Source organism: Curtobacterium sp. BNK-1 (genome assembly GCF_048685235.1).
Lineage (GTDB): Bacteria > Pseudomonadota > Gammaproteobacteria > Enterobacterales > Enterobacteriaceae > Pantoea > Pantoea agglomerans.
On record NZ_JBLQTJ010000001.1, the window covers coordinates 1,933,236 to 1,958,046 of the forward strand.

The 24,811-nt window shown below is 54.2% G+C and carries 26 protein-coding genes; 15 read left to right on the forward strand and 11 right to left on the reverse strand.

All coding sequences use genetic code 11. From position 1 onward, the window contains the following. The first annotated feature begins 13 nt into the window (after window positions 1–13). The 5 genes from trpD to ACMGGP_RS09200 all read left to right on the forward strand — a co-directional run bounded on the left by trpD (window position 14) and on the right by ACMGGP_RS09200 (window position 4,880). Entirely contained in the window at window positions 14–1,012 is a 999-nt protein-coding gene (gene trpD / locus ACMGGP_RS09180) for an anthranilate phosphoribosyltransferase (RefSeq protein WP_010244441.1), read from the forward strand. 2 nt (window positions 1,013–1,014) lie between these two features. Further along, window positions 1,015–2,376, forward strand: a complete 1,362-nt coding sequence (gene trpCF, locus ACMGGP_RS09185; RefSeq protein WP_010244438.1) for a bifunctional indole-3-glycerol-phosphate synthase TrpC/phosphoribosylanthranilate isomerase TrpF — start codon at window positions 1,015–1,017, stop codon at window positions 2,374–2,376. Between the two features lie 46 nt (window positions 2,377–2,422). Continuing rightward, window positions 2,423–3,613 (forward strand): tryptophan synthase subunit beta, encoded by a 1,191-nt coding sequence (trpB, locus tag ACMGGP_RS09190; RefSeq protein ID WP_010244436.1) that lies wholly within the window; start codon window positions 2,423–2,425, stop codon window positions 3,611–3,613. Beyond that, window positions 3,613–4,416 (forward strand): tryptophan synthase subunit alpha, encoded by an 804-nt coding sequence (gene trpA, locus ACMGGP_RS09195; protein ID WP_010244433.1) that lies wholly within the window; start codon window positions 3,613–3,615, stop codon window positions 4,414–4,416. The genes trpB and trpA overlap by 1 nt, the downstream gene beginning before the upstream one ends. A gap of 149 nt (window positions 4,417–4,565) precedes the next feature. Further along, entirely contained in the window at window positions 4,566–4,880 is a 315-nt protein-coding gene (locus ACMGGP_RS09200; protein ID WP_010244430.1) for a BON domain-containing protein, read from the forward strand. Between the two features lie 56 nt (window positions 4,881–4,936). On the opposite strand, the gene ompW is transcribed toward ACMGGP_RS09200, so the two are convergent. Continuing rightward, window positions 4,937–5,572 carry an outer membrane protein OmpW gene (ompW, locus tag ACMGGP_RS09205; RefSeq protein ID WP_029519099.1) on the reverse strand — a complete coding sequence of 212 codons (636 nt, stop codon included), beginning with the start codon at window positions 5,570–5,572 and terminating at the stop codon, window positions 4,937–4,939. Window positions 5,573–5,821: 249 nt separating this feature from the next. Here ompW and ACMGGP_RS09210 point away from each other — a divergent pair, with 249 nt between their 5' ends. From ACMGGP_RS09210 to yciA, 4 genes are read left to right on the forward strand one after another with little or no spacing between them, the layout of a single operon-like run. Continuing rightward, window positions 5,822–6,238 carry a YkgJ family cysteine cluster protein gene (locus tag ACMGGP_RS09210; RefSeq protein ID WP_010244424.1) on the forward strand — a complete coding sequence of 139 codons (417 nt, stop codon included), beginning with the start codon at window positions 5,822–5,824 and terminating at the stop codon, window positions 6,236–6,238. A gap of 27 nt (window positions 6,239–6,265) precedes the next feature. After that, window positions 6,266–7,000 (forward strand): YciC family protein, encoded by a 735-nt coding sequence (locus ACMGGP_RS09215; RefSeq protein ID WP_010244420.1) that lies wholly within the window; start codon window positions 6,266–6,268, stop codon window positions 6,998–7,000. A 51-nt stretch (window positions 7,001–7,051) separates the two neighbouring features. Continuing rightward, window positions 7,052–7,591, forward strand: coding sequence for a septation protein A (locus tag ACMGGP_RS09220; RefSeq protein ID WP_010244416.1), 540 nt, complete (start codon window positions 7,052–7,054; stop codon window positions 7,589–7,591). 58 nt (window positions 7,592–7,649) lie between these two features. Next, window positions 7,650–8,072: an acyl-CoA thioester hydrolase YciA gene (gene yciA, locus ACMGGP_RS09225; RefSeq protein WP_010244413.1), complete on the forward strand. Its 423-nt coding sequence runs from the start codon at window positions 7,650–7,652 to the stop codon at window positions 8,070–8,072. Window positions 8,073–8,108: 36 nt separating this feature from the next. Here the strand turns inward: yciA and tonB are convergent, their stop codons facing one another. Continuing rightward, on the reverse strand, window positions 8,109–8,864 hold the full coding sequence (gene tonB, locus ACMGGP_RS09230) for a TonB system transport protein TonB (protein ID WP_029519522.1): 756 nt from the start codon (window positions 8,862–8,864) through the stop codon (window positions 8,109–8,111). A 197-nt stretch (window positions 8,865–9,061) separates the two neighbouring features. Between tonB and ACMGGP_RS09235 the strand changes: the two genes are divergently transcribed. Together ACMGGP_RS09235 and ACMGGP_RS09240 are read left to right on the forward strand one after the other, a co-directional pair. Beyond that, entirely contained in the window at window positions 9,062–9,358 is a 297-nt protein-coding gene (locus ACMGGP_RS09235) for a YciI family protein (RefSeq protein ID WP_010244407.1), read from the forward strand. A 77-nt stretch (window positions 9,359–9,435) separates the two neighbouring features. Then, window positions 9,436–9,621 (forward strand): hypothetical protein, encoded by a 186-nt coding sequence (locus ACMGGP_RS09240; RefSeq protein ID WP_010670260.1) that lies wholly within the window; start codon window positions 9,436–9,438, stop codon window positions 9,619–9,621. Between the two features lie 226 nt (window positions 9,622–9,847). Here the strand turns inward: ACMGGP_RS09240 and ycgZ are convergent, their stop codons facing one another. Continuing rightward, window positions 9,848–10,090: a regulatory protein YcgZ gene (gene ycgZ, locus ACMGGP_RS09245; RefSeq protein WP_498798379.1), complete on the reverse strand. Its 243-nt coding sequence runs from the start codon at window positions 10,088–10,090 to the stop codon at window positions 9,848–9,850. Between the two features lie 448 nt (window positions 10,091–10,538). Here ycgZ and ACMGGP_RS09250 point away from each other — a divergent pair, with 448 nt between their 5' ends. Further along, entirely contained in the window at window positions 10,539–10,766 is a 228-nt protein-coding gene (locus ACMGGP_RS09250; protein ID WP_228312651.1) for a hypothetical protein, read from the forward strand. A 54-nt stretch (window positions 10,767–10,820) separates the two neighbouring features. Here ACMGGP_RS09250 and ACMGGP_RS09255 read toward each other — a convergent pair whose 3' ends face one another. Next, window positions 10,821–10,994 carry a YciY family protein gene (locus ACMGGP_RS09255; protein WP_498798380.1) on the reverse strand — a complete coding sequence of 58 codons (174 nt, stop codon included), beginning with the start codon at window positions 10,992–10,994 and terminating at the stop codon, window positions 10,821–10,823. A 170-nt stretch (window positions 10,995–11,164) separates the two neighbouring features. Here ACMGGP_RS09255 and cls point away from each other — a divergent pair, with 170 nt between their 5' ends. Beyond that, window positions 11,165–12,625: a cardiolipin synthase gene (gene cls / locus ACMGGP_RS09260; protein ID WP_010244396.1), complete on the forward strand. Its 1,461-nt coding sequence runs from the start codon at window positions 11,165–11,167 to the stop codon at window positions 12,623–12,625. A gap of 45 nt (window positions 12,626–12,670) precedes the next feature. Then, a complete protein-coding gene (locus tag ACMGGP_RS09265) occupies window positions 12,671–12,994 on the forward strand; it encodes an HI1450 family dsDNA-mimic protein (protein WP_003853921.1) in 324 nt (107 codons plus the stop codon). Between the two features lie 48 nt (window positions 12,995–13,042). On the opposite strand, the gene oppF is transcribed toward ACMGGP_RS09265, so the two are convergent. The 7 genes from oppF to ACMGGP_RS09300 form a co-directional block, all read right to left on the reverse strand. Then, window positions 13,043–14,044: a murein tripeptide/oligopeptide ABC transporter ATP binding protein OppF gene (oppF, locus tag ACMGGP_RS09270; protein ID WP_010244389.1), complete on the reverse strand. Its 1,002-nt coding sequence runs from the start codon at window positions 14,042–14,044 to the stop codon at window positions 13,043–13,045. Further along, window positions 14,041–15,054 carry an ABC transporter ATP-binding protein gene (locus tag ACMGGP_RS09275; RefSeq protein ID WP_010244386.1) on the reverse strand — a complete coding sequence of 338 codons (1,014 nt, stop codon included), beginning with the start codon at window positions 15,052–15,054 and terminating at the stop codon, window positions 14,041–14,043. Before ACMGGP_RS09275 ends, oppF begins: the two co-directional genes overlap by 4 nt. 11 nt (window positions 15,055–15,065) lie before the next feature. Next, window positions 15,066–15,974: an oligopeptide ABC transporter permease OppC gene (oppC, locus tag ACMGGP_RS09280; protein ID WP_010244382.1), complete on the reverse strand. Its 909-nt coding sequence runs from the start codon at window positions 15,972–15,974 to the stop codon at window positions 15,066–15,068. Between the two features lie 14 nt (window positions 15,975–15,988). After that, a complete protein-coding gene (gene oppB, locus ACMGGP_RS09285; RefSeq protein WP_010244379.1) occupies window positions 15,989–16,909 on the reverse strand; it encodes an oligopeptide ABC transporter permease OppB in 921 nt (306 codons plus the stop codon). A 92-nt stretch (window positions 16,910–17,001) separates the two neighbouring features. Continuing rightward, window positions 17,002–18,642, reverse strand: coding sequence for an oligopeptide ABC transporter substrate-binding protein OppA (gene oppA / locus ACMGGP_RS09290; RefSeq protein WP_010244375.1), 1,641 nt, complete (start codon window positions 18,640–18,642; stop codon window positions 17,002–17,004). Window positions 18,643–18,796: 154 nt separating this feature from the next. Further along, the gene (locus tag ACMGGP_RS09295) at window positions 18,797–20,374 is read right to left on the reverse strand and encodes an ABC transporter substrate-binding protein (RefSeq protein ID WP_498798381.1); all 1,578 of its coding nucleotides are present in this window, start codon (window positions 20,372–20,374) and stop codon (window positions 18,797–18,799) included. Between the two features lie 630 nt (window positions 20,375–21,004). Continuing rightward, window positions 21,005–21,652, reverse strand: coding sequence for a YchE family NAAT transporter (locus ACMGGP_RS09300; RefSeq protein ID WP_010244367.1), 648 nt, complete (start codon window positions 21,650–21,652; stop codon window positions 21,005–21,007). A gap of 459 nt (window positions 21,653–22,111) precedes the next feature. Between ACMGGP_RS09300 and adhE the strand changes: the two genes are divergently transcribed. Beyond that, window positions 22,112–24,799: a bifunctional acetaldehyde-CoA/alcohol dehydrogenase gene (gene adhE / locus ACMGGP_RS09305; RefSeq protein WP_010244364.1), complete on the forward strand. Its 2,688-nt coding sequence runs from the start codon at window positions 22,112–22,114 to the stop codon at window positions 24,797–24,799. Window positions 24,800–24,811: the final 12 nt, after the last annotated feature.

Here is a 24,811-nt window from a genome sequence, read left to right on the forward strand (position 1 = left end):
AGGGAGAATAAATATGCAACAGACACTGGAAAAACTTTACCAGGCGCAGACGCTGAATCAGGCTGAGAGTCATCAGCTGTTCAGCGCCATCATTACCGGACAGCTGGAGCCAACGCAGCTCGCTGCCGCGCTGATCGCCATGAAAGTGCGCGGTGAAACGCCGGAAGAGATTGCCGGAGCCGCCACCGCGCTGCTGGAAGATGCCAAACCTTTTCCCCGCCCTGATTATGCGTTTGCCGACATTGTGGGCACCGGCGGCGATGGCAGTAACAGCATTAATATTTCGACTGCCAGCGCCTTTGTCGCCGCGACCTGCGGTCTGAAAGTGGCGAAGCACGGCAACCGCAGCGTCTCCAGCAAATCGGGCTCCTCCGATCTGCTGGCCGCCTTTGGCATCAATCTCGATATGCCTGCTGACCGGGCGCGCCAGGCGCTGGACGATCTGAATGTCTGCTTCCTGTTTGCGCCGCAGTATCACACCGGTTTTCGCCACGCGATGCCGGTCCGCCAGCAGCTTAAGACCCGTACGCTGTTTAACGTGCTGGGTCCGCTGATCAATCCGGCACGCCCGCCACTGGCGGTGATTGGCGTCTATAGCCCGGAACTGGTGATGCCGATTGCTCAGACGCTGAAAGTGCTGGGTTATCAGCGCGCGGCGGTGGTTCACGGTGGCGGAATGGATGAGGTGGCGCTGCACGATGTAACCCATGTGGCCGAACTGCGTGAAGGTGAAATTACGCGCTATCAGCTCTCGCCAGAGGACTTTGGTTTTGGCTTCCATCCCAAAGAGGCGCTGGCGGGCGGCACGCCGGAAGAAAATCGTGACATTCTGACCTCTTTACTCCAGGGTAATGGCCAGCAGGCCCATGAGGAGGCCGTCGCCGTCAACGTGGCGATGTTGCTTAAAGTATTCGGTCAGGAAGATCTGCGTGAAAACGCACAGCAGGCGCTTAACGCCATCCGCAGCGGACAGGCTTATGAGCGTGTCGTCGCACTGGCAGCAAGAGGATAATCATGAAAGGCACCGTGTTAGAAAAAATTGTTCAGGACAAAGCGATTTGGGTTGAAGCCCGTCAGCAGCAGCAGCCTCTCTCTACCTTTCAGAACAGCATTGAACCTGCCAGCCGTCATTTCTACGACGCGCTGCAGGGTGCAAGAACCGCGTTTATCCTGGAGTGTAAAAAGGCCTCTCCCTCGAAAGGCATTATTCGTGAGGATTTCGATCCAGCCGCCATTGCCGGGGTCTACCGCCACTACGCTTCCGCGGTATCTGTGCTGACCGATGAGAAATATTTTCAGGGCGACTTCGCCTTTCTGCCGATTGTCAGCGCGGCCATCACCCAGCCGGTGCTGTGCAAAGATTTTATCATCGACCCCTATCAGATCTATCTGGCACGTTACTACCAGGCGGATGCGATTCTGCTGATGCTGTCAGTGCTGGATGATGAGCAGTATCGTCAGCTGGCCGCTGTGGCGCACAGCCTGAAGATGGGCATTCTGACTGAAGTGAGTAATGAAGAGGAACTGGAGCGGGCTATCGCGCTGCAGGCCAAAGTCGTGGGTATCAACAACCGCGATCTGCGTGACCTCTCTATCGATCTTAACCGCACCCGTCAGCTGGCACCGCGCCTGTCACACGGCGTCACGGTAATCAGCGAATCAGGCATTAACAGCTATGCCGATATTCGCGAGCTGAGCCATTTTGCCAACGGCTTCCTGATTGGTTCTGCACTGATGGAAGAAGCCGACCTGACCGCAGCGGTGCGTCGGGTCACGCTGGGCAGCAATAAAGTGTGCGGCCTGACCCGTGCCGAAGATGCGCGTGCCGCCTATGAAGCCGGGGCAATCTATGGTGGGCTGATCTTCGCGGAAGGTTCCCCGCGCCAGATTGACACCGCTACGGCACAGACCGTTATCGCTGCGGCCCCGCTGCGCTACGTCGGCGTGTTCCGCAATGCCGCTATGAGTGACATTGTCACGCAAGCCGGTGCGCTTTCACTCTCTGCGGTGCAGCTGCATGGTAACGAAACACCGGCGTTTGTGGCTGAACTGCGCGCGGCTCTGCCAGCAGAGATTCAAATCTGGAAGGCGCTGCGCATTGAAGGCACCTTACCGGCGCGCGACTGGCCTCATGTTGACCGTTATGTGTTTGATAATGGCGACGGCGGGACCGGACAGCGTTTCGACTGGTCGCTGTTGCAGGGGCAGACGCTCAACAATGTGCTGCTGGCCGGTGGCCTGAGCGCGGATAACTGTGTTGAAGCCGCACAGCTCGGCTGTGCCGGACTGGACTTCAACTCTGGCGTGGAAAGCGCGCCTGGCATCAAAGATGCCCGTAAAATTGCCGCTGTGTTTCAGACACTGCGAGCCTACTGATTTGCCTGGCCTGCTCAACGGCGGGCCCGAGAAAGGAAGATAAAAAATGACGTTACTTAATCCCTACTTTGGCGAATTTGGCGGAATGTATGTTCCGCAAATCCTGATGCCAGCCCTGCGCCAGCTGGAACAGGCGTTTGTCGACGCCCAGAAAGATCCTGAGTTTCAGGCCGAGTTTACCGACCTGCTGAAGAACTATGCGGGTCGCCCTACCGCCCTGACGCTGTGCAAAAACCTGACTAAAGGCACCAAAACCCGCCTCTATCTTAAGCGTGAAGATCTGCTGCACGGTGGCGCGCACAAGACCAACCAGGTGCTGGGTCAGGCGCTGTTAGCCAAACGCATGGGCAAAAACGAAATCATTGCCGAAACCGGTGCGGGTCAGCACGGCGTAGCTTCAGCGCTGGCCTGTGCTCTGCTGGGCATGAAATGCCGCATCTATATGGGCGCAAAAGATGTGGAGCGTCAGTCACCCAACGTCTTCCGTATGCGTCTGATGGGCGCAGAAGTGATCCCGGTGCACAGCGGCTCCGCCACGCTGAAAGATGCCTGTAATGAAGCACTGCGCGACTGGTCTGGCAGCTACGAGACATCACACTATATGCTCGGCACCGCAGCGGGTCCGCATCCCTTCCCGACGATTGTGCGTGAGTTCCAGCGCATGATTGGCGAAGAGACTAAAAAGCAGATTCTGGAAAGAGAGGGTCGTCTGCCCGATGCGATCCTCGCCTGTGTGGGCGGCGGCTCCAACGCCATCGGCATGTTTGCCGACTTTATCGATGAGACCAGCGTGAAGCTGATCGGCGTAGAGCCTGCGGGCCACGGCATTGAGACCGGCGAGCATGGCGCGCCGCTCAAGCACGGTCGCGTCGGCATCTACTTCGGTATGAAATCGCCGATGATGCAGACCCATGATGGCCAGATTGAGGAGTCTTACTCCATCTCTGCCGGCCTCGACTTCCCGTCGGTAGGCCCGCAGCATGCTCACCTGAACAGCATTGGTCGTGCGGAATATGTCTCCATCACCGATAACGAAGCGCTGGCCGCCTTTAAACAGCTCTGTCGCGATGAAGGTATCATTCCGGCGCTGGAGTCATCCCACGCCCTGGCGCACGCCATGAAAATGATTCAGGCCGAGCCGGAAAAAGAGCAGTTGATTGTGGTCAACCTCTCTGGCCGCGGCGACAAAGATATTTTCACCGTTCATGACATTTTGACAGCGCAGGGAGAAATCTGATGGAACGTTACAATCAACTGTTTACGCGTCTGTCAGCGAATAACGAAGGGGCTTTCGTTCCTTTTGTTACGCTGGGCGATCCGTCACCGGAGCTTTCACTGCGCGTGATTGATGCCCTGGTTGAAGGAGGCGCGGATGCACTGGAGCTGGGTATTCCCTTCTCCGATCCCCTTGCAGATGGCCCGACCATCCAGAATGCGACGTTACGCGCCTTTGCGGCGGGCACCAACACCAGCCAATGCTTTGAAATGCTGGCCACTATCCGCCGTAAGTATCCGGATCTGCCGATTGGATTGCTGATGTACGCCAATCTGGTCTTCACCAACGGTGTGGATGAGTTCTATGCCCGTTGTGCAGAGGCGGGTGTGGATTCGGTGCTGGTGGCGGATGTGCCCGTTGAAGAGTCCGCGCCCTTCCGTCAGGCGGCGCTGCGTCATGGCATAGCACCCATCTTCATCTGTCCGCCTAACGCCAGCGATGAGCTGCTGCGCGAGATCGCTTCACACGGACGGGGTTACACCTACCTGCTGTCGCGCGCGGGCGTGACCGGTGCTGAAAACCGCGCCAGCCTGCCGTTGCAGCATCTGATCGACAAGCTGCGTGAATACCATGCAGCCCCGCCGCTGCAGGGCTTTGGTATCTCTGAGCCTGAACAGGTTAAGGAAGCGATCGCCGCGGGCGCTGCGGGCGCGATCTCCGGCTCTGCGATTGTCAGAATCATCGAAAAACATCATTCAGAGCCTGAGGTGATGCTGAGCGAGCTGAAGAACTTTGTCAGCCGTCTTAAAGCCGCCAGCCGTTAATCCTGCCAGCATGCCTTATCGCGCGATAAGGCATGATTTGTTTCCTTTTTTTTCATTCCCCCATTTGCCCTTTTTGCAAAATCTGCACCACAATGACAATGCGCCGTTACGGTAACGTCGCATCCATTTTGTGACAGGGAGAGAAAGCAATGAAATTCGTTAAACTGCTGACAGGTGCTGTACTGGCGGGCGTGGTTGCGCTGACACTGAGCGCCTGTGCGCCAACCGCAACCAAAGAGGGAACCGGTGGCTATATTGATGACACCGTGGTGACCACAAAAGTTAAAGGTGAACTGCTGAAAGATGACTCGCTGAAATCAACTGAAATCAACGTAGAAACCTTTAAAGGTAAAGTTCAGCTGAGCGGTTTTGTTTCATCACCACAGATGGCTAACCGTGCCGTTCAGGTTACGCGCAGCGTGGCGGGCGTGAAGTCCGTTGTTAACAATATGCAGATCAAATAACGTCTTAACAGACAAAAAAGGCCGCTGATTCAGCGGCCTTTTTATCATCTTTATCATCAGAAACGGTAACCCGCTCCGAAGAAGAAGACCCAGGGATCGATGCGCATATTGATATTCTGCTGCTCGCCACCCGCTTTAAACTTCACTTCCGTATCAATATCCATGTACCACACCGACGCATTCAGCATCCAGTCACGGTTAATCTGATAATCCAGACCGACCTGACCCGCCACACCCCAGGAATCCTTCACGCTGAGATCGGTCAGGCCCGCATCGCGGCCCGTTTGATTGAAATCGGCATCGTAAAAGGTGGTGTAGTTGATACCCACGCCAACGTAAGGACGCGCTTTGCTCTTGCTGTCAAAGAAGTAGTACTGCGCCATCAGCGTAGGCGGTAACTGGCGTACCGTTGCCAGTGTTCCGGTCGGGCCCAGGCCCACTTTGTGACGGAACGGTGTGGCGGCCAGTAATTCGACACCAATGTTGTCGGTTGCCATGTAAGTAAAGGTCAGGCCCAGCTGCGTGTCGTTGGATGCGCTGAACTCGCCCATCCCTAACACATTATCGGAACCTTCGGTGGGCCGGACGGTGGCACTACCGGCACGCATAAAGAAGTCGCCTGCTTCGTGGGCCATCGACAGTTGGGGAAAAGCCAGAGCCAGCAGCATCGCGCATTTTGCCAGTTTCATCATCACTCCTTTGCTTAATGTTAATGTCGCGAACGTCATCGCTTTTTGCTGGCAAATATTTAACGTGATTTACAGAAAATTGCACTCTGTACCCTTCAGATAAATTACTTAAAAAACAATGAATTGATTTAGATCAATTTCGGCTCGGGCTGGCGCAGCAAAATTCCCCTTGCTGAATAATTTCGCCAGGCCTATTTTGCTTATCTTCTCTGGTGATTTTGGTTCGATGCCCTGGGAGGGGCGGGTGATCAAATGAGTGAAATAACTAACCCTTGTGTCAGCTGTGGCGCCTGCTGCGCCCATTTCCGCGTCTCATTTTACTGGGCCGAAGCCGATGATGCAGGCGGCCCGGTGCCGACCGCATTAACCGAACCGCTCAGCCTGTTAATGCGCAATATGCGTGGAACGAACGATCGCGCGCCGCGCTGCGTTGCCCTTGAAGGCGACATTGGCGGCTGTGTCTCCTGCGGAATCTACGAACAACGTCCGACGCCCTGTCGGGAATTTTCGATGTCGGGCGAAGCGGGTATCCACAATGAAGCCTGCGATCGCGCCCGCGCCAGATATGGTCTTCCCGCCCTTTTTTCCCCATCTTTACCTGTCATGACAGAAAGTTATGCCGCAGCGGGTGCCAGCGAGCTGCCAGAACATGTACAATCGCCGGGTTAATTAACCCGGTTCCTCAAAGGAGTGTACATGTCTATCACGGCAAGCTCGTTATACCGTGACACAGGAAATTTCGCGCGCCATCAACTGGCTACGGTGCTGTTGATGTCGCTGCTGGCCGCTTTTATCACCGTCATGCTGGTGCATGTGCTGACGCCAGGTGCCGATCAGATGGCCCTCCTGCAACAGGGTGACGATAGCGCCGGTTCGCTGTTTGAGATGGTGCAGAATATGTCACCGGAACAGCAGCAGGTGCTGCTGCGCGCCTCGGCGGCCAGCACCTTCGCTGCGCTGATGGGGAACACGCTGCTGCTTGGCGGAATGCTCTATCTGATCCCGATGGTCTCTTCCGGCCAGCGTGTCAGTGCGTTGCGGGCGATTGGTGCTTCAGCGCCGCTGCTGCCAAAGCTGCTGCTGCTCACCTTCCTGATGACGCTGGTGGCGCAACTGGGCTTTATGGTGCTGGTGGTGCCAGGCATTCTGCTGACGATTCTGCTGTCGCTGGCTCCGGTGATGGTGGCCAGTGAGAAGATGGGTGTCTTTGCCGCCATGCGGGCCAGCATGCGGATGGCGTGGAAGAATGTGAAGCTGATTGCCCCCGCTATTCTGCTCTGGCTGCTGGCCAAAGTGGTGGTGATGCTGTTCTTCTCTTCGCTGACGGTTTTACCGCTGAATGTCTCGTCGGTGATTTTCACCGCGGCAGGCAATGTGGTTTCGGCGATGTTGATTATCTATCTTTATCGGCTCTATATGCTGTTACGTTGATTGACGATGTGCCTTCGGGCACATTTGCAGCCAACTCTGAATGGAAAAACTATGAAGCAGCTACTCGACTTTCTTCCCCTGGTGGTCTTTTTCATCTTCTACAAGCTGTATGACATTTTTGTCGCCTCGGGCGCGCTGATTGTCGCGACCGGTCTGGCGCTGGTTGTCAGCTGGGTGCTCTATCGCAAGCTGGAAAAGATGACGATTTTCACCTTTGTGCTGGTGGCGGTTTTTGGCACCCTGACGCTGGTGTTCCACAACGATGAGTTCATTAAGTGGAAAGTCACGGTTATCTACAGCCTGTTTGCCGCCGCCCTGCTCTACAGCCAGTGGTTTATGGAGCAGACGCTGATTCAGCGCATGCTGGGCAAAGAGCTGCAGCTGCCCGACGCGGTCTGGCGCAGGCTCAACGTTGCCTGGGCGCTGTTCTTCTTTATCTGCGGCCTGGTAAACATCTATGTCGCCTTTTGGTTATCTCAGGCGTTTTGGGTTAACTTTAAAGTGTTCGGTCTCTCCGGTCTGACCTTACTGTTTACCCTGCTCAGCGGGCTTTACATCTGGCGACAGATGCCGCAGCAGGAACAAAAATAATCATCTGCCCGGTACGCCGGGCATTTTTTTAGCATTCACCTGCATAGAAGTGGAAGCAATGGGCGAAAAACATACATTGCCGAAAGGCGAAATGGTGCTGCGTACGCTCGCCATGCCAGCAGACACCAACGCCAACGGCGATATTTTTGGTGGCTGGCTGATGTCACAGATGGATATGGGTGGCGCTATCCTGGCGAAAGAGATCGCTGAAGGACGCGTGGTGACGGTTCGCGTCGACGGCATGTCATTTATGAAGCCCGTCGCGGTGGGCGATGTGGTGAGCTGCCATGCGAGCTGTCTTCGTACCGGCAACAGTTCCATGACGATTAATGTGGAAGTGTGGATCAAAAAAGTGTCGTCTGAGCCGATTGGACAAACTTACATTGCGACGGAAGCGGTGTTTATTTATGTGGCGGTCGACAATGAGGGTAATTCCCGTCCTCTGCCAGCCGGTCGTGCCAACCAGCAACCCGGCGAATGAAAAACAGGTCAGGCTGTTTTAGCCTGACCTGACGCTTTATTCCAGGCTGGCCCCACCATTAATCTTAAACACGATATTCATGGTCAGACCCTGCCCTGGCCGTCCGCTCTGATAGCGCCACTTTTTCATCGCCTGCTTAACTTCACGCTCAAACATATTGCGCGGCTCAGCAGAGAGGATCTGGATGTTATCCACCCGTCCCTCACTATCCACATCAAACTTCACCCGTACCCGCCCCTCTACACGCAGTGCAAATGCGCGTTGTGGATAGCCAGGCTTACTGACGTTCAGTGCTTTTGGGCCGGTTGAGGCCGATGAGGTGGGTGACGGCGTAGATTTTGGCGCCGTGGTCGGTTTGTTCTGCGTCGCTGGGGCTTCCTGCTTAAACGGATCGGCCTGCGGTTTGCTCTCCTGACGCGGCTTCACCTCGCGTTTAGGCTGCTCCCGCTTGTGCTCTGGTTTCGGTTTGGGCTTTGGCTTAGGCTCAGGTTTGGGAATCGGCACCGGCTCCGCTTTCGGCGGTTCGGGCACGGGCTGAGGTTCCGGCACCGGTTCAGGTTCTGGCTGAGGTTCTGGCTGTGGTGCAGGCGGCTCCACGATGGCCGGTGCAGGCTCAGGCTGGACTTCAGGGGCGACCATGGTAACGCTGATGGGCTGCGACGCTTTGGGCACCTCAATCACCTGCTGGAATGAAGCATACAGAATTCCGGCTATCACGGCCCCATGCAAAGCAACAGACAACAACATGGAGACAGGCGTGCGTTTAGGTAATGGCATAGTCAGCGTGGTCATAACAGTCGCAGTGATTGAATGAAGCAGCGATTTTAAATGCAAATAGCAATCAGTTTCAATAACTCCCGCCATCCCGCCTGAAGAAAAGCGCTTTTTAGCCCTTTATGCTGAGCCATTCACCACTCTGAGGTTTCGTTTGCACTCTGAGGGGCAATCCCTTAACGTGTTGCGAAATTCTGGTTAATGGGAGTTCCTTAGTGCTTTACGTCATTTATGCAGAAGATACTGCAGATTCACTGGAAAAACGTAACGCCGTGCGCCCTGCCCATCTGGCACGGCTCAAACTGCTGCAGGAAGAGGGACGCCTGATCATTGCAGGCCCGATGCCTGCTGTCGACAGCAACGATCCTGGTGTAGCGGGCTTTACCGGCTCAACCGTGATTGCTGAATTCCCGTCATTAGAAGAAGCACAATCCTGGGCACAGGATGATCCCTACTTCGCCGCGGGCGTCTATAAGCAGGTTTCGGTTAAGCCGTTTAAACGCGTCTTCTGATCGTGACTCAGCATTGAAAATGGCTTCTGTGCCTGGCACAGAAGCCATTTTTATTTTGATCGTTCAAGAGAGGAAAGATGCAGATAATCATTCTGGGGCTATTGGCCATTATCGCTTTACTGATCGGAAGCGCGGTTTATCTCTGGCGAACTCAGGGCTGGCGTAATAAAAAGCAGTGGATTGTCATGCTGATCGTGCTGGCGGCGGCACTGCAGCTGGTGAACGTAACGCTGATGATGACGACACAACGTCTCGCTGGTTAATCAGACCTGAGGTTTCATTGCGACAGAGCAGCACATCACTCTCTGTCGCAGCAACCGGCCGGTCTGAATATTCTGCCTCGCGAATAAACGCAGCGACCAATTGATCTTAATAAATTAAAGCGTTGTTCTGAACGACATTGATAATAAACCGGCAGTACACCGGCCTGGTCATTCAATAATACACGCTCTCTTTATTATCCCGCCACTGGCTATTTTCAGCGATGAGTTAACCGCGATCCAGAATCAGGCCAATCAGCGCATGATAGTGCTGTTCTTCTTCCGGGCTGGTGACATGCTGTAAGCGGCCGATCAGTTTTGAGCAGATCGCTTTACGATTCAGACTACGACCCGAACTGATAATTTCCGTCACGACGGAGCCAAGAATGGCCTGTTGTGAGGGCTGCGCGGCGCTATGTAAATACGCGGAGATGTCAGAGACTGAAGCGGAAATACGAACGTTAGTCTGCATGGTTGACCCTCATAGGATTCATTTAAGATTAATAACCGATGCGATAAAGTTATACAACAACGAGCTATCTGTACAGATATTTAGGTTAAAAAATCAGATCGTCTTGTTTTAATGAGAACAAACCCATAAATAACAGCACATTACAACACTGTAAAGTTGTACAACTTTTTAGCCTGCGGTTTTTATCCTGTTAATATTCCCTCTTTAGTCCGCGCCTGCATGACCTGTTTTACTATTAAAAAATGATCTTTCCGTCCTTTTTTTAGTATTAAAGAGGAATTATCTCGCAGAGCTGTCTACATTTACCCCTTGTGAGTTGAACCTCTGAATGGATGCACAGCACAGTCGCGGGCACATTATGCATAAAACTTATTCTGGCCAGTCCCTTACATTGCTCGACCCGCTGTTATCCCGGCTCCTTTCTATTGTTGACCCCAAAATAGAAGTAATGAGTGGTTACCCTGCTAATTGCTCAGTGTGGCTCACTGTCTATTATCAGCGTAAATCGCGTCAGTGGTCTTACGAATGGTACGATCGTGTGGGTTACCACAGGCCGACTGAGCTGGGCAGCTCAATGGAATGTCTGATGCGCGAAGTCAGCGATCGTGGCGCGTCGCATCAGGAGCACCTGATAGCGCGACGGGCGATGGCAGAATCGGTTTTTTTTGAAGCCTGATTTGAAGTCTGAACAGCCTGCTTTGTCCGACAGGCTGAATTCACCGGGCTTTCGCTATATTATCTGCGTAATAAACAGAATCGAACGACGCTGCTGTTGTGCAAGCCGATGGCGAATGCAGTGGATACGCTTATACCGCCGCGACTGCCCTTCCAGCCAGCGGGAGCGGCGGCGATGCACCTGCCGTAACATTCTCCAGCGCGCCACTTCATTTCTGCTTCGTTTCATCACTTCCTCTCTGACGTCATACACACGAGATATACGCGAGGGCATTATAGAGATCTCTGCGGTAATGCCAAATCGGATCCTTCATCGAGGATGTCCGGGATAAAGGGTTCCGTTAGCCGTCATCTGCACGTAAACTTGCCGGACGAAAGCGCGAACGGGATGTCCACTTTATGACCACTTTTTATACCCTGATCAGCTGGTTGCTGGTGTTTGGTTACTGGCTGCTGATCGCCGGGGTTACGCTGCGCGTATTGATGAAGCGACGGGCAGTGACATCCGCGATGGCCTGGCTACTGGTTATCTATATTCTGCCGCTGGTAGGGATTATCGCTTATCTCTCTTTTGGCGAACTCCATCTGGGTAAACGTCGTGCGGAGCGCGCCCGCACCATGTGGCCATCCACTGCACGCTGGCTTACTGACCTTAAGCAGTGCCGTGAAATTTTTGCCACCGAACACAGCGACGTTGCGCGTTCGCTGTTTGAGCTTTGCTACCATCGTCAGGGCATCGCCGGGGTTAAGGGCAACCAGCTGCAGCTGCTCACCAGCGCCGACGACGTGATGCAGGCGCTGATTCGTGATATCCAGCTGGCCCGCCACAACATTGAGATGGTGTTCTATATATGGCATCCCGGCGGTCTGGCGGATGAAGTGGCGGAATCGCTGATGGCGGCATCACGCCGTGGCGTTCATTGCCGCCTGCTGCTGGACTCTGCGGGCAGTGTTACCTTTTTCCGCAGCCCCTGGGTCGGCATGATGCGCAATGCCGGAATCGATGTGGTGGAAGCGTTGCAGGTCAGCCTGCTGCGCGTCTTCCTGCGACGGATGGATCTGCGTCAGCACCGCAAAATCGTACTCATTGATAACTACATCGCTTATACCGGCAGCATGAACCTGGTCGATCCGCGCTTCTTCAAACAGAGCGCGGGTGTCGGTCAGTGGATTGACCTGATGGCGCGAATGGAAGGCCCGGTTGCCACCGCGATGGGGATTGTTTTCAGCTGCGACTGGGAGATAGAGACCGGCAAACGCATTTTACCGCCGCCGCCCGATCGCAACATTATGCCGTTTGAACAGGAGAGCGGCCACACCGTGCAGGTGATCGCCTCCGGCCCCGGCTTCCCGGAAGATATGATCCATCAGGCGTTGCTGACTGCGGTCTATTCGGCACGTGAACAGTTGATCATGACTACGCCCTACTTAGTGCCGAGCGACGATCTGCTGCATGCTATCTGTACGGCGGCGCAGCGTGGCGTCAATGTCAGCGTGATTGTGCCTCGTCACAATGACTCGCTGCTGGTTGGCTGGGCCAGCCGCTCCTTCTTCAGTGAGTTGCTGGAAGCGGGCGTGAAAATTTATCAGTTTGAAGATGGCCTGCTGCATACCAAAAGCGTGCTGGTCGACGGACAACTGAGCCTGGTAGGAACCGTGAATCTCGATATGCGCAGTTTATGGCTGAATTTTGAAGTGACGCTGGTGGTTGATGATGCGGGTTTTGGCAGCGATCTCGCCTGTGTGCAGGATGACTATATCGCCCGTTCCCGCCTGCTGGATGGCAAGCGCTGGGCAAAACGTGCCTGGTGGCAACGCATCGTCGAACGACTGTTTTACTTCTTCAGTCCTTTACTGTAAAACGAGCCAGATTGTGTAAATGGCCGCAGGCCGACAGGACAGACTATGGATTTAAATAATCGCCTTACCGAAGATGAAACGCTGGAACAAGCCTACGATATTTTTCTCGAACTGGCAGTCGACAATCTTGATCCGGCAGACGTCATTCTCTTCAATCTGCAGTTCGAAGAGCGCGGTGGCGCAGAGCTGTTCGATCCCTCTGAAGACTGGAAAGATCATGTCGATTTCGATCTGAACCCGGACTTCTTCGCCGAGGTGGTGATTGGGCTGGGTGAAGCGGACGGTGAACCGATCACCGACGTCTTTGCTCGCGTGCTGCTGTGCCGCGAGAAAGACCACAAACTCTGTCATATCCTGTGGCGTGAGTAAGCGTCAGATTTGATAAGAAAACGCCGGGCGATTGCCCGGCGTTTTGCATTATAGCGGGTCGACTTTCAGACAGGAGACCGCGTGATTGAAGCTGCCTTCCAGCAGCGGCCGGGTTTTCGCACACTCCGGACCGGCAATCGGACAACGGGTGCGGAACACGCAGCCTGATGGCGGATTGATCGGCGACGGCAGCTCCCCTTCCAGCAGCTGAATCTGCTTGTTCTTCTCCTTGTCCGGATCGGGAATCGGCACCGCGGACATCAGCGCACGGGTATAAGGATGCTGAGGATTGCTGTAGACCTCTTTGTAGGTACCCAGCTCCACCGCATGCCCCAGATACATTACCAGCACCCGGTCAGAGATATGTTTCACCACCGCCAGATCGTGCGCAATGAAGATCAGCGATAAGCCCATTTCACGCTGCAGCTGCTGCAGCAGGTTAACCACCTGGGCCTGAATTGAGACGTCCAGTGCGGAGACCGGCTCATCACAGATAATCAGCTTTGGCTCCAGAATCAGCGCGCGGGCGATACCGATACGCTGACACTGACCGCCCGAGAACTCGTGCGGATAGCGGTTAATCAGGTTAGGCAGCAGCCCCACTTTCATCATCATATTTTTGACGCGGTCTTTCACTTCCTGACGCGCCATTTTTGGATGATAGGTACGCAGTGGCTCTGCGATGATATCGCCGATGGTCATACGCGGATTCAGCGACGCCAGCGGATCCTGGAATATCATCTGGATATCGCTTCGCGCCTTGCGCCACTCCTCTTCACTTTGCCCCAGCAGATCACGGCCTAACCAGGCGACCCGACCTTCGGTCGCCTTCACCAGCCCGATAATGGCGCGCGCCAGGGTCGATTTACCACAGCCAGACTCACCTACCACGCCCAGGGTTTCCCCCTCATACAGACGCAGGCTGACACCATCGACTGCTTTCAGGGTTTTTGATGGCTGCCAGAACCACTGCCTGCCATCTTTGATGTCGAAATGCACCTTGAGGTCGGCGATTTCCAGTAACACTCTTTTTTCAGCTACGGTGCTCATACTAACTCCTCCACCGGCTTAAAGCAGGCGCGCAGACGGCCTTCGCCAAAGGGTTCCAGCGGTGGTGCCTGGGTGCAGATATCCATAGCGTGCGGGCAACGCGGCTGGAACGGGCAGCCCTGCGGCAGACGCAGCAGGTTGGGTGGATTACCCGGAATCGTCGTCAGACTTTCCCCTTCCGCATCCAGACGCGGCACCGCATTAAGCAGACCAATCGAGTAAGGATGTGACGGCTGATAAAAGACATCGCGGGCACGGCCATACTCCATGGTGCGTCCGGCATACATCACCAGCACTTTGTCGCAGATCCCCGCCACCACACCCAGATCGTGGGTGATCATGATAATGGCGGTGTTGAACTCGCGCTTGAGGTCGTTGAGCAGCGTCATAATCTGCGCCTGGACGGTAACATCCAGCGCAGTGGTCGGCTCGTCGGCAATCAGCAGTTTGGGACGGCACAGCAGCGCCATGGCGATCATGACGCGCTGACGCATACCGCCGGAGAACTCATGCGGATACATCTTCATCCGCTTGCGCGCTTCCGGCATTTTCACCGCATCCAGCATTCTCACCGACTCTTCAAACGCCTGCGCGTTGTTCATCCCTTTATGCAGCTTAAGCACTTCCATCAGCTGCTCGCCCACCCGCATATAGGGGTTCAGCGAGGTCATCGGGTCCTGGAAAATCATCGCAATCTGTTCGGCGCGCAGTTTATTGAGCTTGTTCTCGGGCAGATTCAGGATCTCTTTGCCATTGAACATCGCCGAACCGCCAATGCGGCCATTTTTCGCCAGCAGCCCCATCAGGGCAAAGGCGGTTTGTGATTTGCCGGAACCGGACTCACCGACGATGCCCAGCGTCTCACCGGCGCGCAGCGAGAAGTTCAGGTCGTTAACGGCGGTAACATCACCATCGTGCGTGCCAAAGGTGACGCGTAGATCTTTGACCGTAAGTAGCTGTTCGCTTCCCGCGCGGGCCGCCATTGCTGGCTGGAATTCATGAATAGTCATCGGGAAACTCCTTAACGATCTTTCGGGTCGAGGGCATCACGCAGGCCATCGCCGATAAAGTTGAAACAGAACAGCGTGACTACCAGGAAACCTGCCGGATAGAGCAGCAGCCACGGCGACACTTCCATCGAGTTTGCCCCGTCGCTGAGGAGTGCGCCCCAGCTACTCAGCGGCTCCTGCGTACCCAGGCCCAGGAAGCTCAGGAAGGATTCAAACAGGATCATGCTCGGCACCAGCAGCGAGGCGTAAACCACTACCACGCCCAGCACGTTCGGCACGATGTGGCGCACCACGATTTTCCAGGTCGATACCCCGCCCACATGGGCCGCTTCGATAAACTCTTTGCGCTTCAGGCTCAGCGTCTGGCCACGCACAATACGCGCCATATCGAGCCACGAAACCATGCCGATAGCAGCAAAAATCAGCAGGATATTGCGACCAAAGAAGGTCACCAGCAGGATCACGAAGAACATAAACGGGAAGGAGTTAAGGATTTCCAGAATACGCATCATCACCGAGTCTGTTTTACCACCGAGATAGCCAGCAATCGAGCCATAGAGCGTCCCGACAATCACCGCGATCAGCGCAGAAGCCACGCCCACCATCAGCGAGATCCGGCCACCGATAGCCACACGCACCAGCAGGTCACGACCCGAAGAATCGGTGCCGAACCAGTGACCAGAGGTGGTATCGGGCGGCGAGGACATCATAGCCCAGTCGGTATCGTCGTAGGTGAACTGCGCCAGCATCGGCGCAAAGATCACGAACAGGGTGATCAGGAACAGCACCAGCAGGCTGATGGAGGCAGCGCGGTTATGAATAAAACGACGACGCGCGTCCTGCCAGAGACTACGCCCTTCTACTTCCAGTTTCTCACTGAACGCATCAAGAGCTTCGCTGTTTTTCTTACTTAACATCATGGCGAACTCCGCAATCAGTAACGAATTTTGGGATCGATAACGGCATAGAGCACGTCAACAATCGCGTTGAATACGATGGTCAGCAAACCCACCAGAATGGTCAGGCTCATCACCAGTGAGTAGTCACGGTTCAGCGCGCCGTTCACAAACAGCTGACCGATGCCCGGCAGACCGTAGATCGACTCAATCACCATCGACCCGGTGATGATGCCGACAAATGCCGGTCCCATGTAGGAGATCACCGGCAGCAACGCGGGCTTCAGCGCATGACGCATTACAATGCGGCGCAGCGGTAAGCCTTTGGCGCGCGCGGTGCGGATAAAGTTGGAGTGCATCACTTCAATCATCGATCCACGGGTGATACGTGCGATACTGGCGATGTAAGCCAGCGACAGCGCCACCATCGGCAGCAGCATGTAGTTCCACTGCCCGCCATTCCAGCCGCCGCCCGGCAGCCACTTCAGAGTGATGGCGAACAGCAGAACCAGCAACGGCGCGACCACGAAACTGGGTATCACCACGCCGGTCATTGCCACCCCCATCACCGCAAAATCCCACAAGCTGTTCTGTTTGAGCGCAGCGATAACTCCGGCCGTGACGCCAAGTACCACCGCCAGCAGAAACGCGGCCAGGCCAAGTTTGGCCGAGACCGGGAACGCATGCGCGACCAGGTAGTTGACCGAATAATCTTTGTATTTAAAGGATGGGCCGAAGTCGCCGTGCGCCAGCTGCACCAGGTAATCGACATACTGCTTACCGATAGGATCGTTGAGGTGATATTTCGCCTCAATGTTGGCCATCACTTCCGGTGCCAGGGTGCGCTCGCCGGTAAACGGGCTGCCGGGCGCCAGGCGCATCATAAAGAAGGAGATGGTAATCAGGACGAACAGCGTCGGTAGCGCTTCAAGCAAGCGACGCAGGATGAATTTTAACATTGCCGTACCTACCAGGCTGTTGCTTCACAACATATAAAAAAAAGTAAAAGGCGGCGCCAGACGCGCCGCCACTGCTGATAGCCTGAATGCTATTAGTGTTTGATGATGTAGAAATTTTTATCCAGGGTTTTATCCAGTGGATCTTTACCGGTATAACCGCCGACATAAGGTTTCACCAGACGGGTATTCACGTAGTAGTAAACCGGGACGATGGTGCTGTCTTTATCCATGATCTGCTCGGCCTGCTGATAGTCAGCTGCACGGGCTTTAGCATCCGGGGCCTTAATCGCGTCGCGAATCACTTTGTCAAACGCATCGCTCTTATAGTGCGAGGTGTTACTGCTGCTGTTGGACAGCATGGTGTTCAGGAAGGAAGTCGGTTCATTGTAGTCCGCACACCATGCCGCACGGGAAACATCGTAGTTACCCTGATGACGGGTATCTAGGAAGGTTTTCCACTCCTGGTTTTCCAGCTTGATGTTCACGCCGATATTTTTCTTCCAGATCGAGGAGGCAGCAATCGCCAGCTTTTTGTGCAGATCGGAGGTGTTATAGAGCAGGTTAAAGGTCAGCGGTTTGTCGGCAGTGTAGCCCGCTTCGGCCAGCAGCTTTTTCGCCTCGGCATTACGCTTGTCCTGTGACCATTTGAACCAGTCTGGCGGCAGAATGTCCATGCCGTCGGTCGCTGGTGGCGTGTAGCTATAGGCAGGTTTCTGGCCCTGCGCCAGCACTTTATTCACCATGATGTCACGATCCAGACCCAGCTTCAGGGCAGCGCGCACGCGCGGATCGGTGAATGGCGCTTTCTGGTTGTTGATTTCGTAGTAATAGGTGCAGAGATATGGATCGACGTGCAGCTCTTTACCGTTGTCACGCTGCAGCTTTTTAAACAGCTCAATTGGCAGGTTGTTATAGGTCATGTCGCTGCCGTTCTCGGAGAAGTAACGGTTAACGTCACTGACTTCTGAACTGATCGGCAGGAAGGTGACTTTGTTCAGCACCGTATGCTCATTGTCCCAGTAGTTCGGGTTACGCACCAGGGTGATACGTTCGTTAATCACGTGCGCTTCAAGCTTAAAGGCACCGTTGCCGACCCAGTTCTGCGGCTGCGTCCACTGATCGCCAAATTTCTCAATCGCCGGTTTGTAAACCGGTGACATGACGGAGTTAATCAGCAGCTTATCAAAATAGGGAACCGGCTCGCTCAGGGTGACTTCCAGCGTGTGGTCATCAATAGCTTTTACGCCCAGATCGGTAACTGGTTTTTTACCGGCGATGATGTCATCGACGTTCAGGATATGACCATACTGCGGATAGCTGGCATACGGTGAGGCGGTTTTAGGATCGACCAGACGCTCCCAGCTGTAGACGAAGTCCTGCGCGGTGACCGGCTCGCCATTGGACCATTTGGCATTTTTACGTAAGTGGAAAGTCCACACTTTGAAATCTTTATTTTCATAGCTTTCCGCTACGGCCGGGATCGGTTTACCGTTGCTGTCATTGACCAGCAGACCTTCGTAAAGATCACGCGCCACGTTGTCTTCCGGAACACCTTCAATTTTGTGCGGATCGAGCGACTGCACTTCATCGCCATTGCCGCGAACCAGCTCCTGTTTAGCGGCCAGCTCAACGCCCGCAGGCACCGTTGCCGCGAAAGCCGCATTCCCTGCCAGCGCACTCACTGCGGCGAAAACGCCCGCTGCAATCAGGCTTTTTTTCGTGATGTTGTTCATTATTACACTCCAGTTTTATTATCGTCACCGTGGCGATGCTCTGCCCCGGCGTCCCCCGTCTGCGGGCTCCCTGGCCTGTTACCAGGGAGATTGACCCCAAAAAGGTCTGTTTGCTGATGCGCTTTCCGACTGTCTCGCCGAACAGGCGATCAGATCAGTGTTTTTTGATGAAATAGTACTTCAGGTCTGTCATGTCCTGCGGGTCTTTGCCCGTGAAGCCGCCAACCCAGGGCTTCACCAGGCGCACACTTACGCGGTAGTAAACTGGCACAATTGGTGAGTCTTTGTCGAGTTGTGTTTCAGCCTGCTGATACAGGCTGGCGCGCTGCGCCTCGCTGCCCGCCGTCAGCGTCTCCGCCATCAGACGATCAAAGGTCGCGCTGCTGTAAAACGCGGTGTTGATCGAGGCGTTGCTGATCAGCATGTTCAGGAAGGTTGAGGGTTCATTGTAGTCAGCACACCAGGTGGCGCGCACCACGTCATACTGCGCCTGATGACGGGTCTCCAGCATGGTTTTCCACTCCTGATTCTGCAGCGTCACCTTAGCACCCAGGTTTTTCTGCCACATCGACGCGGCCGCAATCGCCTGCCGTTTGTTCTGATCGGAAGTGTTGTAGAGCAGCGTAAAGGTCAGCGGATGGGCAGCATCAAAGCCGGCCTCTGCCAGCAGCTTCTTCGCGGCTTCATTACGCTGCGCCTGCGTCCAGGTGAACCAGGCAGGTGGAGTGAGTTTGATACCGGCGGTAAAAGGCGGCGTCAGGCTGTAAGCCGGAATCTGCCCCTGGGCCATGATCTTATTGGCAATCACCTCGCGATCGAGGGTCATCTTCAGCGCGGCACGCACCCGCGCATCGGTAAACGGCGGCTTTTTGTTATTAATCTCGTAGTAGAAGGTGCAGAGCAGCGGGCTGACCTTCACTTCATCGCCCAGCTCTTTGCGCAGCTTGCCAAACATCTCTGGTGGCACCGCACTGTTGGTAATATCCGTGCCGCCGCTGCGGTAGCGATTGATATCGCTGTTTTCAGAGGCGATCGGCAGGAATGTCCCCTGTTCAATCACGGTGTGCGCATTATCCCAGTAGCGAGGATTGCGCTTCACGACAATTTTTTCATTCACTACCCAGTCGCTCAACGTGTAGGCGCCGTTGCCGATGTAGTGACCCGGGCGGGTCCAGGCTTCACCCCACAGCTTAATGGCTGGCGCATAAACCGGCTTCATCGCCGTATGCGCTAACATCGCCACCAGGTAAGGCACCGGCTCACTCAGGGTAATTTGCAGCCGATGGGCATCCAGCGCCTTCACGCCCAGCTGATCGGGTGACGCTTTACCGGCAAGGATGGCATCGATATTGGCAAAATGGGCTGCCTGCAGATAGCTGGAGTAAGGCGACGCGGTTGTCGGGTCCACCAGACGGCGCCAGCTGTAGACGAAATCAGTGGCGGTAACCGGCTCACCGTTGCTCCACTTCGCATCCTCCCGCAGATTAAAAATCCAGACGGTGGGTTGCGGGTTTTCCCAGCTTTTAGCGACGCCAGGAACGACCTGCCCGCTGTTATCGGTATTGACCAGGCCGTCCAGCAGGTTGTGAATAATATTGGATTCCGGCACGCCTTCGGTTTTATGCGGATCCAGCGAGGAGACTTCACTGCCGTTATTGATCACAATCTGTTGCTGCGCGGCCAGTGTTGTACCCGGCGGCACCGTGGCGGCATAGGCCGGAGAAAATGCCATTAACAAAACGACTGCGAGTGTTGACCGCTGCTGCTGCAAATTCTTCATCCCAATCATGCGAAACGCCAACCTTAAATTAAGTATCCCGACAGGCTTAAGCAAAAAGCGTTCTCACTTTGGGCTTTCGGAGAAAAAATTTTACGTTGGGCCAAAAATTATCAGAAGCCGCGAAGGCGCGCCAAAGCAAAATAGCTAAAATGTTAACTAATTCTCTTTTATCATGAGAAGTCAGGCAGCGGAAGTGTTAATTTTCGTCCTGAAAATATCATATCGATATGAAAAATAGACTATTTAGCTGGAAACCCCTCTTAAGAGCGGAAAGCAGCGACAAACAGCCTCTTTTTTGGCACTTATATTGGGTAATCTGGCTTCAGCGTGATGAAATTTAAGATAGCGTGATTATTCTGGCAGTTTGTGAGGCTTACACGAAAATAGAGAGCAGAATATCGTGTGAAAATAGTGACATTATTTCGCAGAAAAAAGTCTGTGAGCCAGCGCGCAGTAATGAAATTTATAATTGCCTGATTCTGTTAAGCACAACGAATAATTGCATCGTAATGGTGCATAAAATGCCCATCCTGCACCATTACGGATCATTATTTCACTTCACTCTCTGAAATAAGTGAGCGTCTAATTGAGTAAGCCGGGAAAAATGGACTTCATGCCGGTGACAACAAATTCGATGCCCAGCGCCATCAGTAACAGACCCATAATACGCGTAATGACGTTGATACCGGTCTGGCCAAGAATACGCACCATTAACGGCGCGGCCCGGAAGAGTAACCAGCAGCAGAATGCAAAGATCGCAATCGCCAGAGTGAACCCCAGCAGATTTATCCAGCTGTGGTAGCGGGTGCTCCAGACAATGGTCGAGCTGATAGCACCCGGCCCCGCCATCAGAGGCAACGCCAGCGGTACAACCCCCACACTTTCACGAATCGCCGTTTCTGACTTCTCCTGCTTATTCTGCTTATCTTCGCCCAGCTTGCCGCTGATCATCGACATCGCAATGGTGACGACCAGGATCCCACCCGCGATGCGGAAGGAGTCAATCGAGATGCCAAACACATGCAGAATCGCATCACCAAGGAACAGTGACGTCCAGAGAATAATAGCAACCGCCAGATTGGCAGTGAGGTTGGTTTTGTTACGCTCAGCCACCCCCTGATAACGGGTCATGCTGATGAAGACCGGAATAATTCCCACCGGATTGACCAGCGCAAAGAGCCCGACAAAAAATTTTATATAGCCTGATAAATCTAACAGCGCAGGGTTCACGACTTTACTCCGTACCACAGGGGGGAAAACGCGCCTAATGTATGTGAAAACAGGCACGGACGCCAGATGCTGACTCAGCTATTTATGCTGTTGAATGACGGAGCATCCAGCGCGTTACCCCAGACATTAAAAAGTGACTGGATTTAGCCGCTACCAGGCTGATGACGTGAAGAGGTAACCAATTTGATAAACGAAGGGCATAAAGGGGAGCTGAAAGGTGTCAGCTTGCGGTTAAATTGATCTGCATCAAAATTGCCCTACCCCAAACCAGGTAATCTTTTCGCAACGGAAGTATTAGCGGCAGCGAAGAAAATCTCACTGACTGCAACAGAAGACTAGTTCAGTAAACAGTTGAAAATCCGGGCGTTCTGACCCAGTCCAACGCCTTATGGCAACGTGACTATACTCAGGGCGCAGGATTGTTTACTAAAAAAGTTTAACTTCCTTCAGGAGAACACCATGGCCGTAACCAATGTCGCCGAACTTAATGCACTGGTTGAACGTGTAAAAAAAGCCCAGCGTGAATATGCCAACTTTTCTCAACAACAGGTCGACGCCATCTTCCGTGCCGCCGCCCTCGCCGCCGCAGATGCCCGAATCCCGCTTGCCAAGATGGCCGTTGCCGAATCAGGTATGGGCATCGTCGAAGACAAAGTGATCAAAAACCATTTTGCTTCAGAATATATCTACAACGCTTATAAAGATGAAAAAACCTGTGGTGTGTTAGCCACGGATGATACTTTCGGCACCATTACCATCGCCGAACCTATTGGCCTGATTTGCGGTATCGTCCCGACGACCAACCCCACTTCAACCGCCATCTTCAAAGCATTAATCAGCCTTAAAACCCGTAACGGCATCATCTTCTCTCCTCATCCACGCGCCAAAGATGCGACCAACAAAGCTGCAGACATCGTATTGCAGGCGGCGGTGGCTGCCGGTGCGCCAAAAGATATTATCGGCTGGATCGACGCACCTTCCGTTGAGCTGTCAAATCAACTGATGCATCACCCTGACATCAACCTGATTCTCGCCACTGGCGGTCCAGGCATGGTGAAAGCGGCTTACAGCTCCGGTAAACCTGCGATTGGTGTCGGTGCGGGTAATACGCCTGTCGTGATTGATGAAACCGCCGATCTTAAACGTGCGGTTGCGTCGATTCTGATGTCGAAAACCTTTGATAACGGGGTTATCTGCGCCTCTGAACAGTCGGTGATTGTGGTCGATTCAGTCTATGACGCGGTGCGTGAACGTTTCGCCAGCCACGGCGGTTATATGCTGCAGGGTGCCGAACTGAGTGCGGTGCAGAATATTATTCTGAAAAACGGCGGCCTGAATGCGGCTATCGTAGGCCAGCCAGCGTTCAAAATTGCGGAGATGGCCGGTATCAGCGTGCCACCGAGCACTAAGATTCTGATTGGCGAAGTGAAGCTGGTGGATGAGTCTGAGCCGTTCGCCCATGAAAAACTCTCACCAACCCTTGCGATGTATCGGGCGAAAGATTTCCAGGATGCGGTCGCGAAAGCAGAAAAACTGGTCGCCATGGGCGGTATCGGCCACACCTCCTGTCTCTATACCGATCAGGACAATCAGACCGAACGCGTTCACTACTTCGGCGACAAAATGAAAACCGCGCGTATTCTGATCAACACCCCCGCCTCGCAGGGTGGTATCGGCGACCTCTACAACTTTAAACTGGCGCCGTCTCTGACGCTGGGTTGTGGTTCGTGGGGCGGAAACTCTATTTCAGAGAACGTCGGTCCAAAACATCTGATCAATACCAAAACTGTCGCCAAGCGAGCTGAGAATATGTTGTGGCATAAACTTCCAAAATCCATCTACTTCCGTCGGGGTTCACTGCCAATTGCGCTGGAAGAAGTGGCAACGGATGGCGCGAAACGTGCCTTTATCGTCACTGACCGCTTCCTGTTCAATAACGGCTATGCCGACCAGGTGACCCGCGTGCTGAAATCACACGGCATTGAAACGGAAGTGTTCTTCGAAGTTGAAGCTGACCCGACGCTGAGCATCGTGCGTAAAGGTGCTGAGCAGATGAACAGCTTCAAACCGGATGTCATCATCGCGCTGGGCGGTGGCTCACCGATGGATGCCGCGAAAATCATGTGGGTGATGTACGAACATCCGGAAACTCACTTCGAGGAGCTGGCGTTACGTTTCATGGATATCCGTAAACGTATCTACAAGTTCCCGAAAATGGGTGTCAAAGCGCGCATGATTGCCATCACCACCACGTCCGGTACCGGTTCTGAAGTCACGCCGTTTGCTGTAGTGACCGATGATGCGACGGGTCAGAAATATCCGCTCGCTGACTACGCACTGACGCCTGATATGGCGATTGTCGATGCCAACCTGGTGATGGATATGCCGCGTTCACTCTGCGCCTTTGGCGGTCTGGATGCCGTGACCCACGCGCTGGAAGCTTATGTTTCAGTACTGGCGAATGAATACTCTGACGGACAGGCGCTGCAGGCACTGAAACTGCTGAAAGAGAATCTGCCAGCCAGCTATGCCGAAGGCGCCAAAAATCCGGTGGCGCGTGAGCGCGTACACAATGCCGCCACTATCGCCGGTATTGCGTTTGCCAACGCCTTCCTCGGGGTTTGTCACTCAATGGCGCATAAGCTGGGTTCAGAGTTCCATATCCCACACGGCCTGGCCAACGCCCTGTTAATCTCTAACGTTATTCGCTACAACGCGAATGACAACCCGACTAAACAGACCGCTTTCAGCCAGTACGATCGCCCTCAGGCGCGCCGTCGCTACGCCGAGATTGCTGACCATCTGGGTCTGAGCGCACCAGGCGACCGCACCGCGCAGAAAATTGAGAAGCTGCTCGCCTGGCTGGATGAGATTAAAACTGAACTTGGTATTCCAACCTCTATCCGTGAGGCGGGTGTGCAGGAAGCGGACTTCCTGGCGAAAGTCGATAAACTGGCCGATGATGCGTTTGATGACCAGTGTACCGGCGCTAACCCACGTTATCCGCTGATTGCTGAACTGAAACAGATTATGCTTGATACCTACTACGGTCGTGAATTTGTCGAACCGTTCTCTAGCGTAGCCGAAGCCATTGCTGAGCAGCCGGTAAAAGGTATTAAGCTTGAGAAGAAAGCCAAAAAAGTCTGATAGTGCCGTTCT

Excerpts from the sequence above, each read along its gene's own strand:
- trpD (WP_010244441.1), top strand. The coding sequence starts at position 14 with ATGCAACAGACACTGGAAAAACTTTACCAGGCGCAGACGCTGAATCAG.
- trpCF (WP_010244438.1), top strand. The coding sequence starts at position 1,015 with ATGAAAGGCACCGTGTTAGAAAAAATTGTTCAGGACAAAGCGATTTGG.
- trpB (WP_010244436.1), top strand. The coding sequence starts at position 2,423 with ATGACGTTACTTAATCCCTACTTTGGCGAATTTGGCGGAATGTATGTT.
- trpA (WP_010244433.1), top strand. The coding sequence starts at position 3,613 with ATGGAACGTTACAATCAACTGTTTACGCGTCTGTCAGCGAATAACGAA.
- ACMGGP_RS09200 (WP_010244430.1), top strand. The coding sequence starts at position 4,566 with ATGAAATTCGTTAAACTGCTGACAGGTGCTGTACTGGCGGGCGTGGTT.
- ompW (WP_029519099.1), bottom strand. The coding sequence starts at position 5,572 with ATGATGAAACTGGCAAAATGCGCGATGCTGCTGGCTCTGGCTTTTCCC.
- ACMGGP_RS09210 (WP_010244424.1), top strand. The coding sequence starts at position 5,822 with ATGAGTGAAATAACTAACCCTTGTGTCAGCTGTGGCGCCTGCTGCGCC.
- ACMGGP_RS09215 (WP_010244420.1), top strand. The coding sequence starts at position 6,266 with ATGTCTATCACGGCAAGCTCGTTATACCGTGACACAGGAAATTTCGCG.
- ACMGGP_RS09220 (WP_010244416.1), top strand. The coding sequence starts at position 7,052 with ATGAAGCAGCTACTCGACTTTCTTCCCCTGGTGGTCTTTTTCATCTTC.
- yciA (WP_010244413.1), top strand. The coding sequence starts at position 7,650 with ATGGGCGAAAAACATACATTGCCGAAAGGCGAAATGGTGCTGCGTACG.
- tonB (WP_029519522.1), bottom strand. The coding sequence starts at position 8,864 with ATGACCACGCTGACTATGCCATTACCTAAACGCACGCCTGTCTCCATG.
- ACMGGP_RS09240 (WP_010670260.1), top strand. The coding sequence starts at position 9,436 with ATGCAGATAATCATTCTGGGGCTATTGGCCATTATCGCTTTACTGATC.
- ycgZ (WP_498798379.1), bottom strand. The coding sequence starts at position 10,090 with ATGCAGACTAACGTTCGTATTTCCGCTTCAGTCTCTGACATCTCCGCG.
- ACMGGP_RS09250 (WP_228312651.1), top strand. The coding sequence starts at position 10,539 with ATGAGTGGTTACCCTGCTAATTGCTCAGTGTGGCTCACTGTCTATTAT.
- ACMGGP_RS09255 (WP_498798380.1), bottom strand. The coding sequence starts at position 10,994 with ATGAAACGAAGCAGAAATGAAGTGGCGCGCTGGAGAATGTTACGGCAG.
- cls (WP_010244396.1), top strand. The coding sequence starts at position 11,165 with ATGACCACTTTTTATACCCTGATCAGCTGGTTGCTGGTGTTTGGTTAC.
- ACMGGP_RS09265 (WP_003853921.1), top strand. The coding sequence starts at position 12,671 with ATGGATTTAAATAATCGCCTTACCGAAGATGAAACGCTGGAACAAGCC.
- oppF (WP_010244389.1), bottom strand. The coding sequence starts at position 14,044 with ATGAGCACCGTAGCTGAAAAAAGAGTGTTACTGGAAATCGCCGACCTC.
- ACMGGP_RS09275 (WP_010244386.1), bottom strand. The coding sequence starts at position 15,054 with ATGACTATTCATGAATTCCAGCCAGCAATGGCGGCCCGCGCGGGAAGC.
- oppC (WP_010244382.1), bottom strand. The coding sequence starts at position 15,974 with ATGATGTTAAGTAAGAAAAACAGCGAAGCTCTTGATGCGTTCAGTGAG.
- oppB (WP_010244379.1), bottom strand. The coding sequence starts at position 16,909 with ATGTTAAAATTCATCCTGCGTCGCTTGCTTGAAGCGCTACCGACGCTG.
- oppA (WP_010244375.1), bottom strand. The coding sequence starts at position 18,642 with ATGAACAACATCACGAAAAAAAGCCTGATTGCAGCGGGCGTTTTCGCC.
- ACMGGP_RS09295 (WP_498798381.1), bottom strand. The coding sequence starts at position 20,374 with ATGGCATTTTCTCCGGCCTATGCCGCCACGGTGCCGCCGGGTACAACA.
- adhE (WP_010244364.1), top strand. The coding sequence starts at position 22,112 with ATGGCCGTAACCAATGTCGCCGAACTTAATGCACTGGTTGAACGTGTA.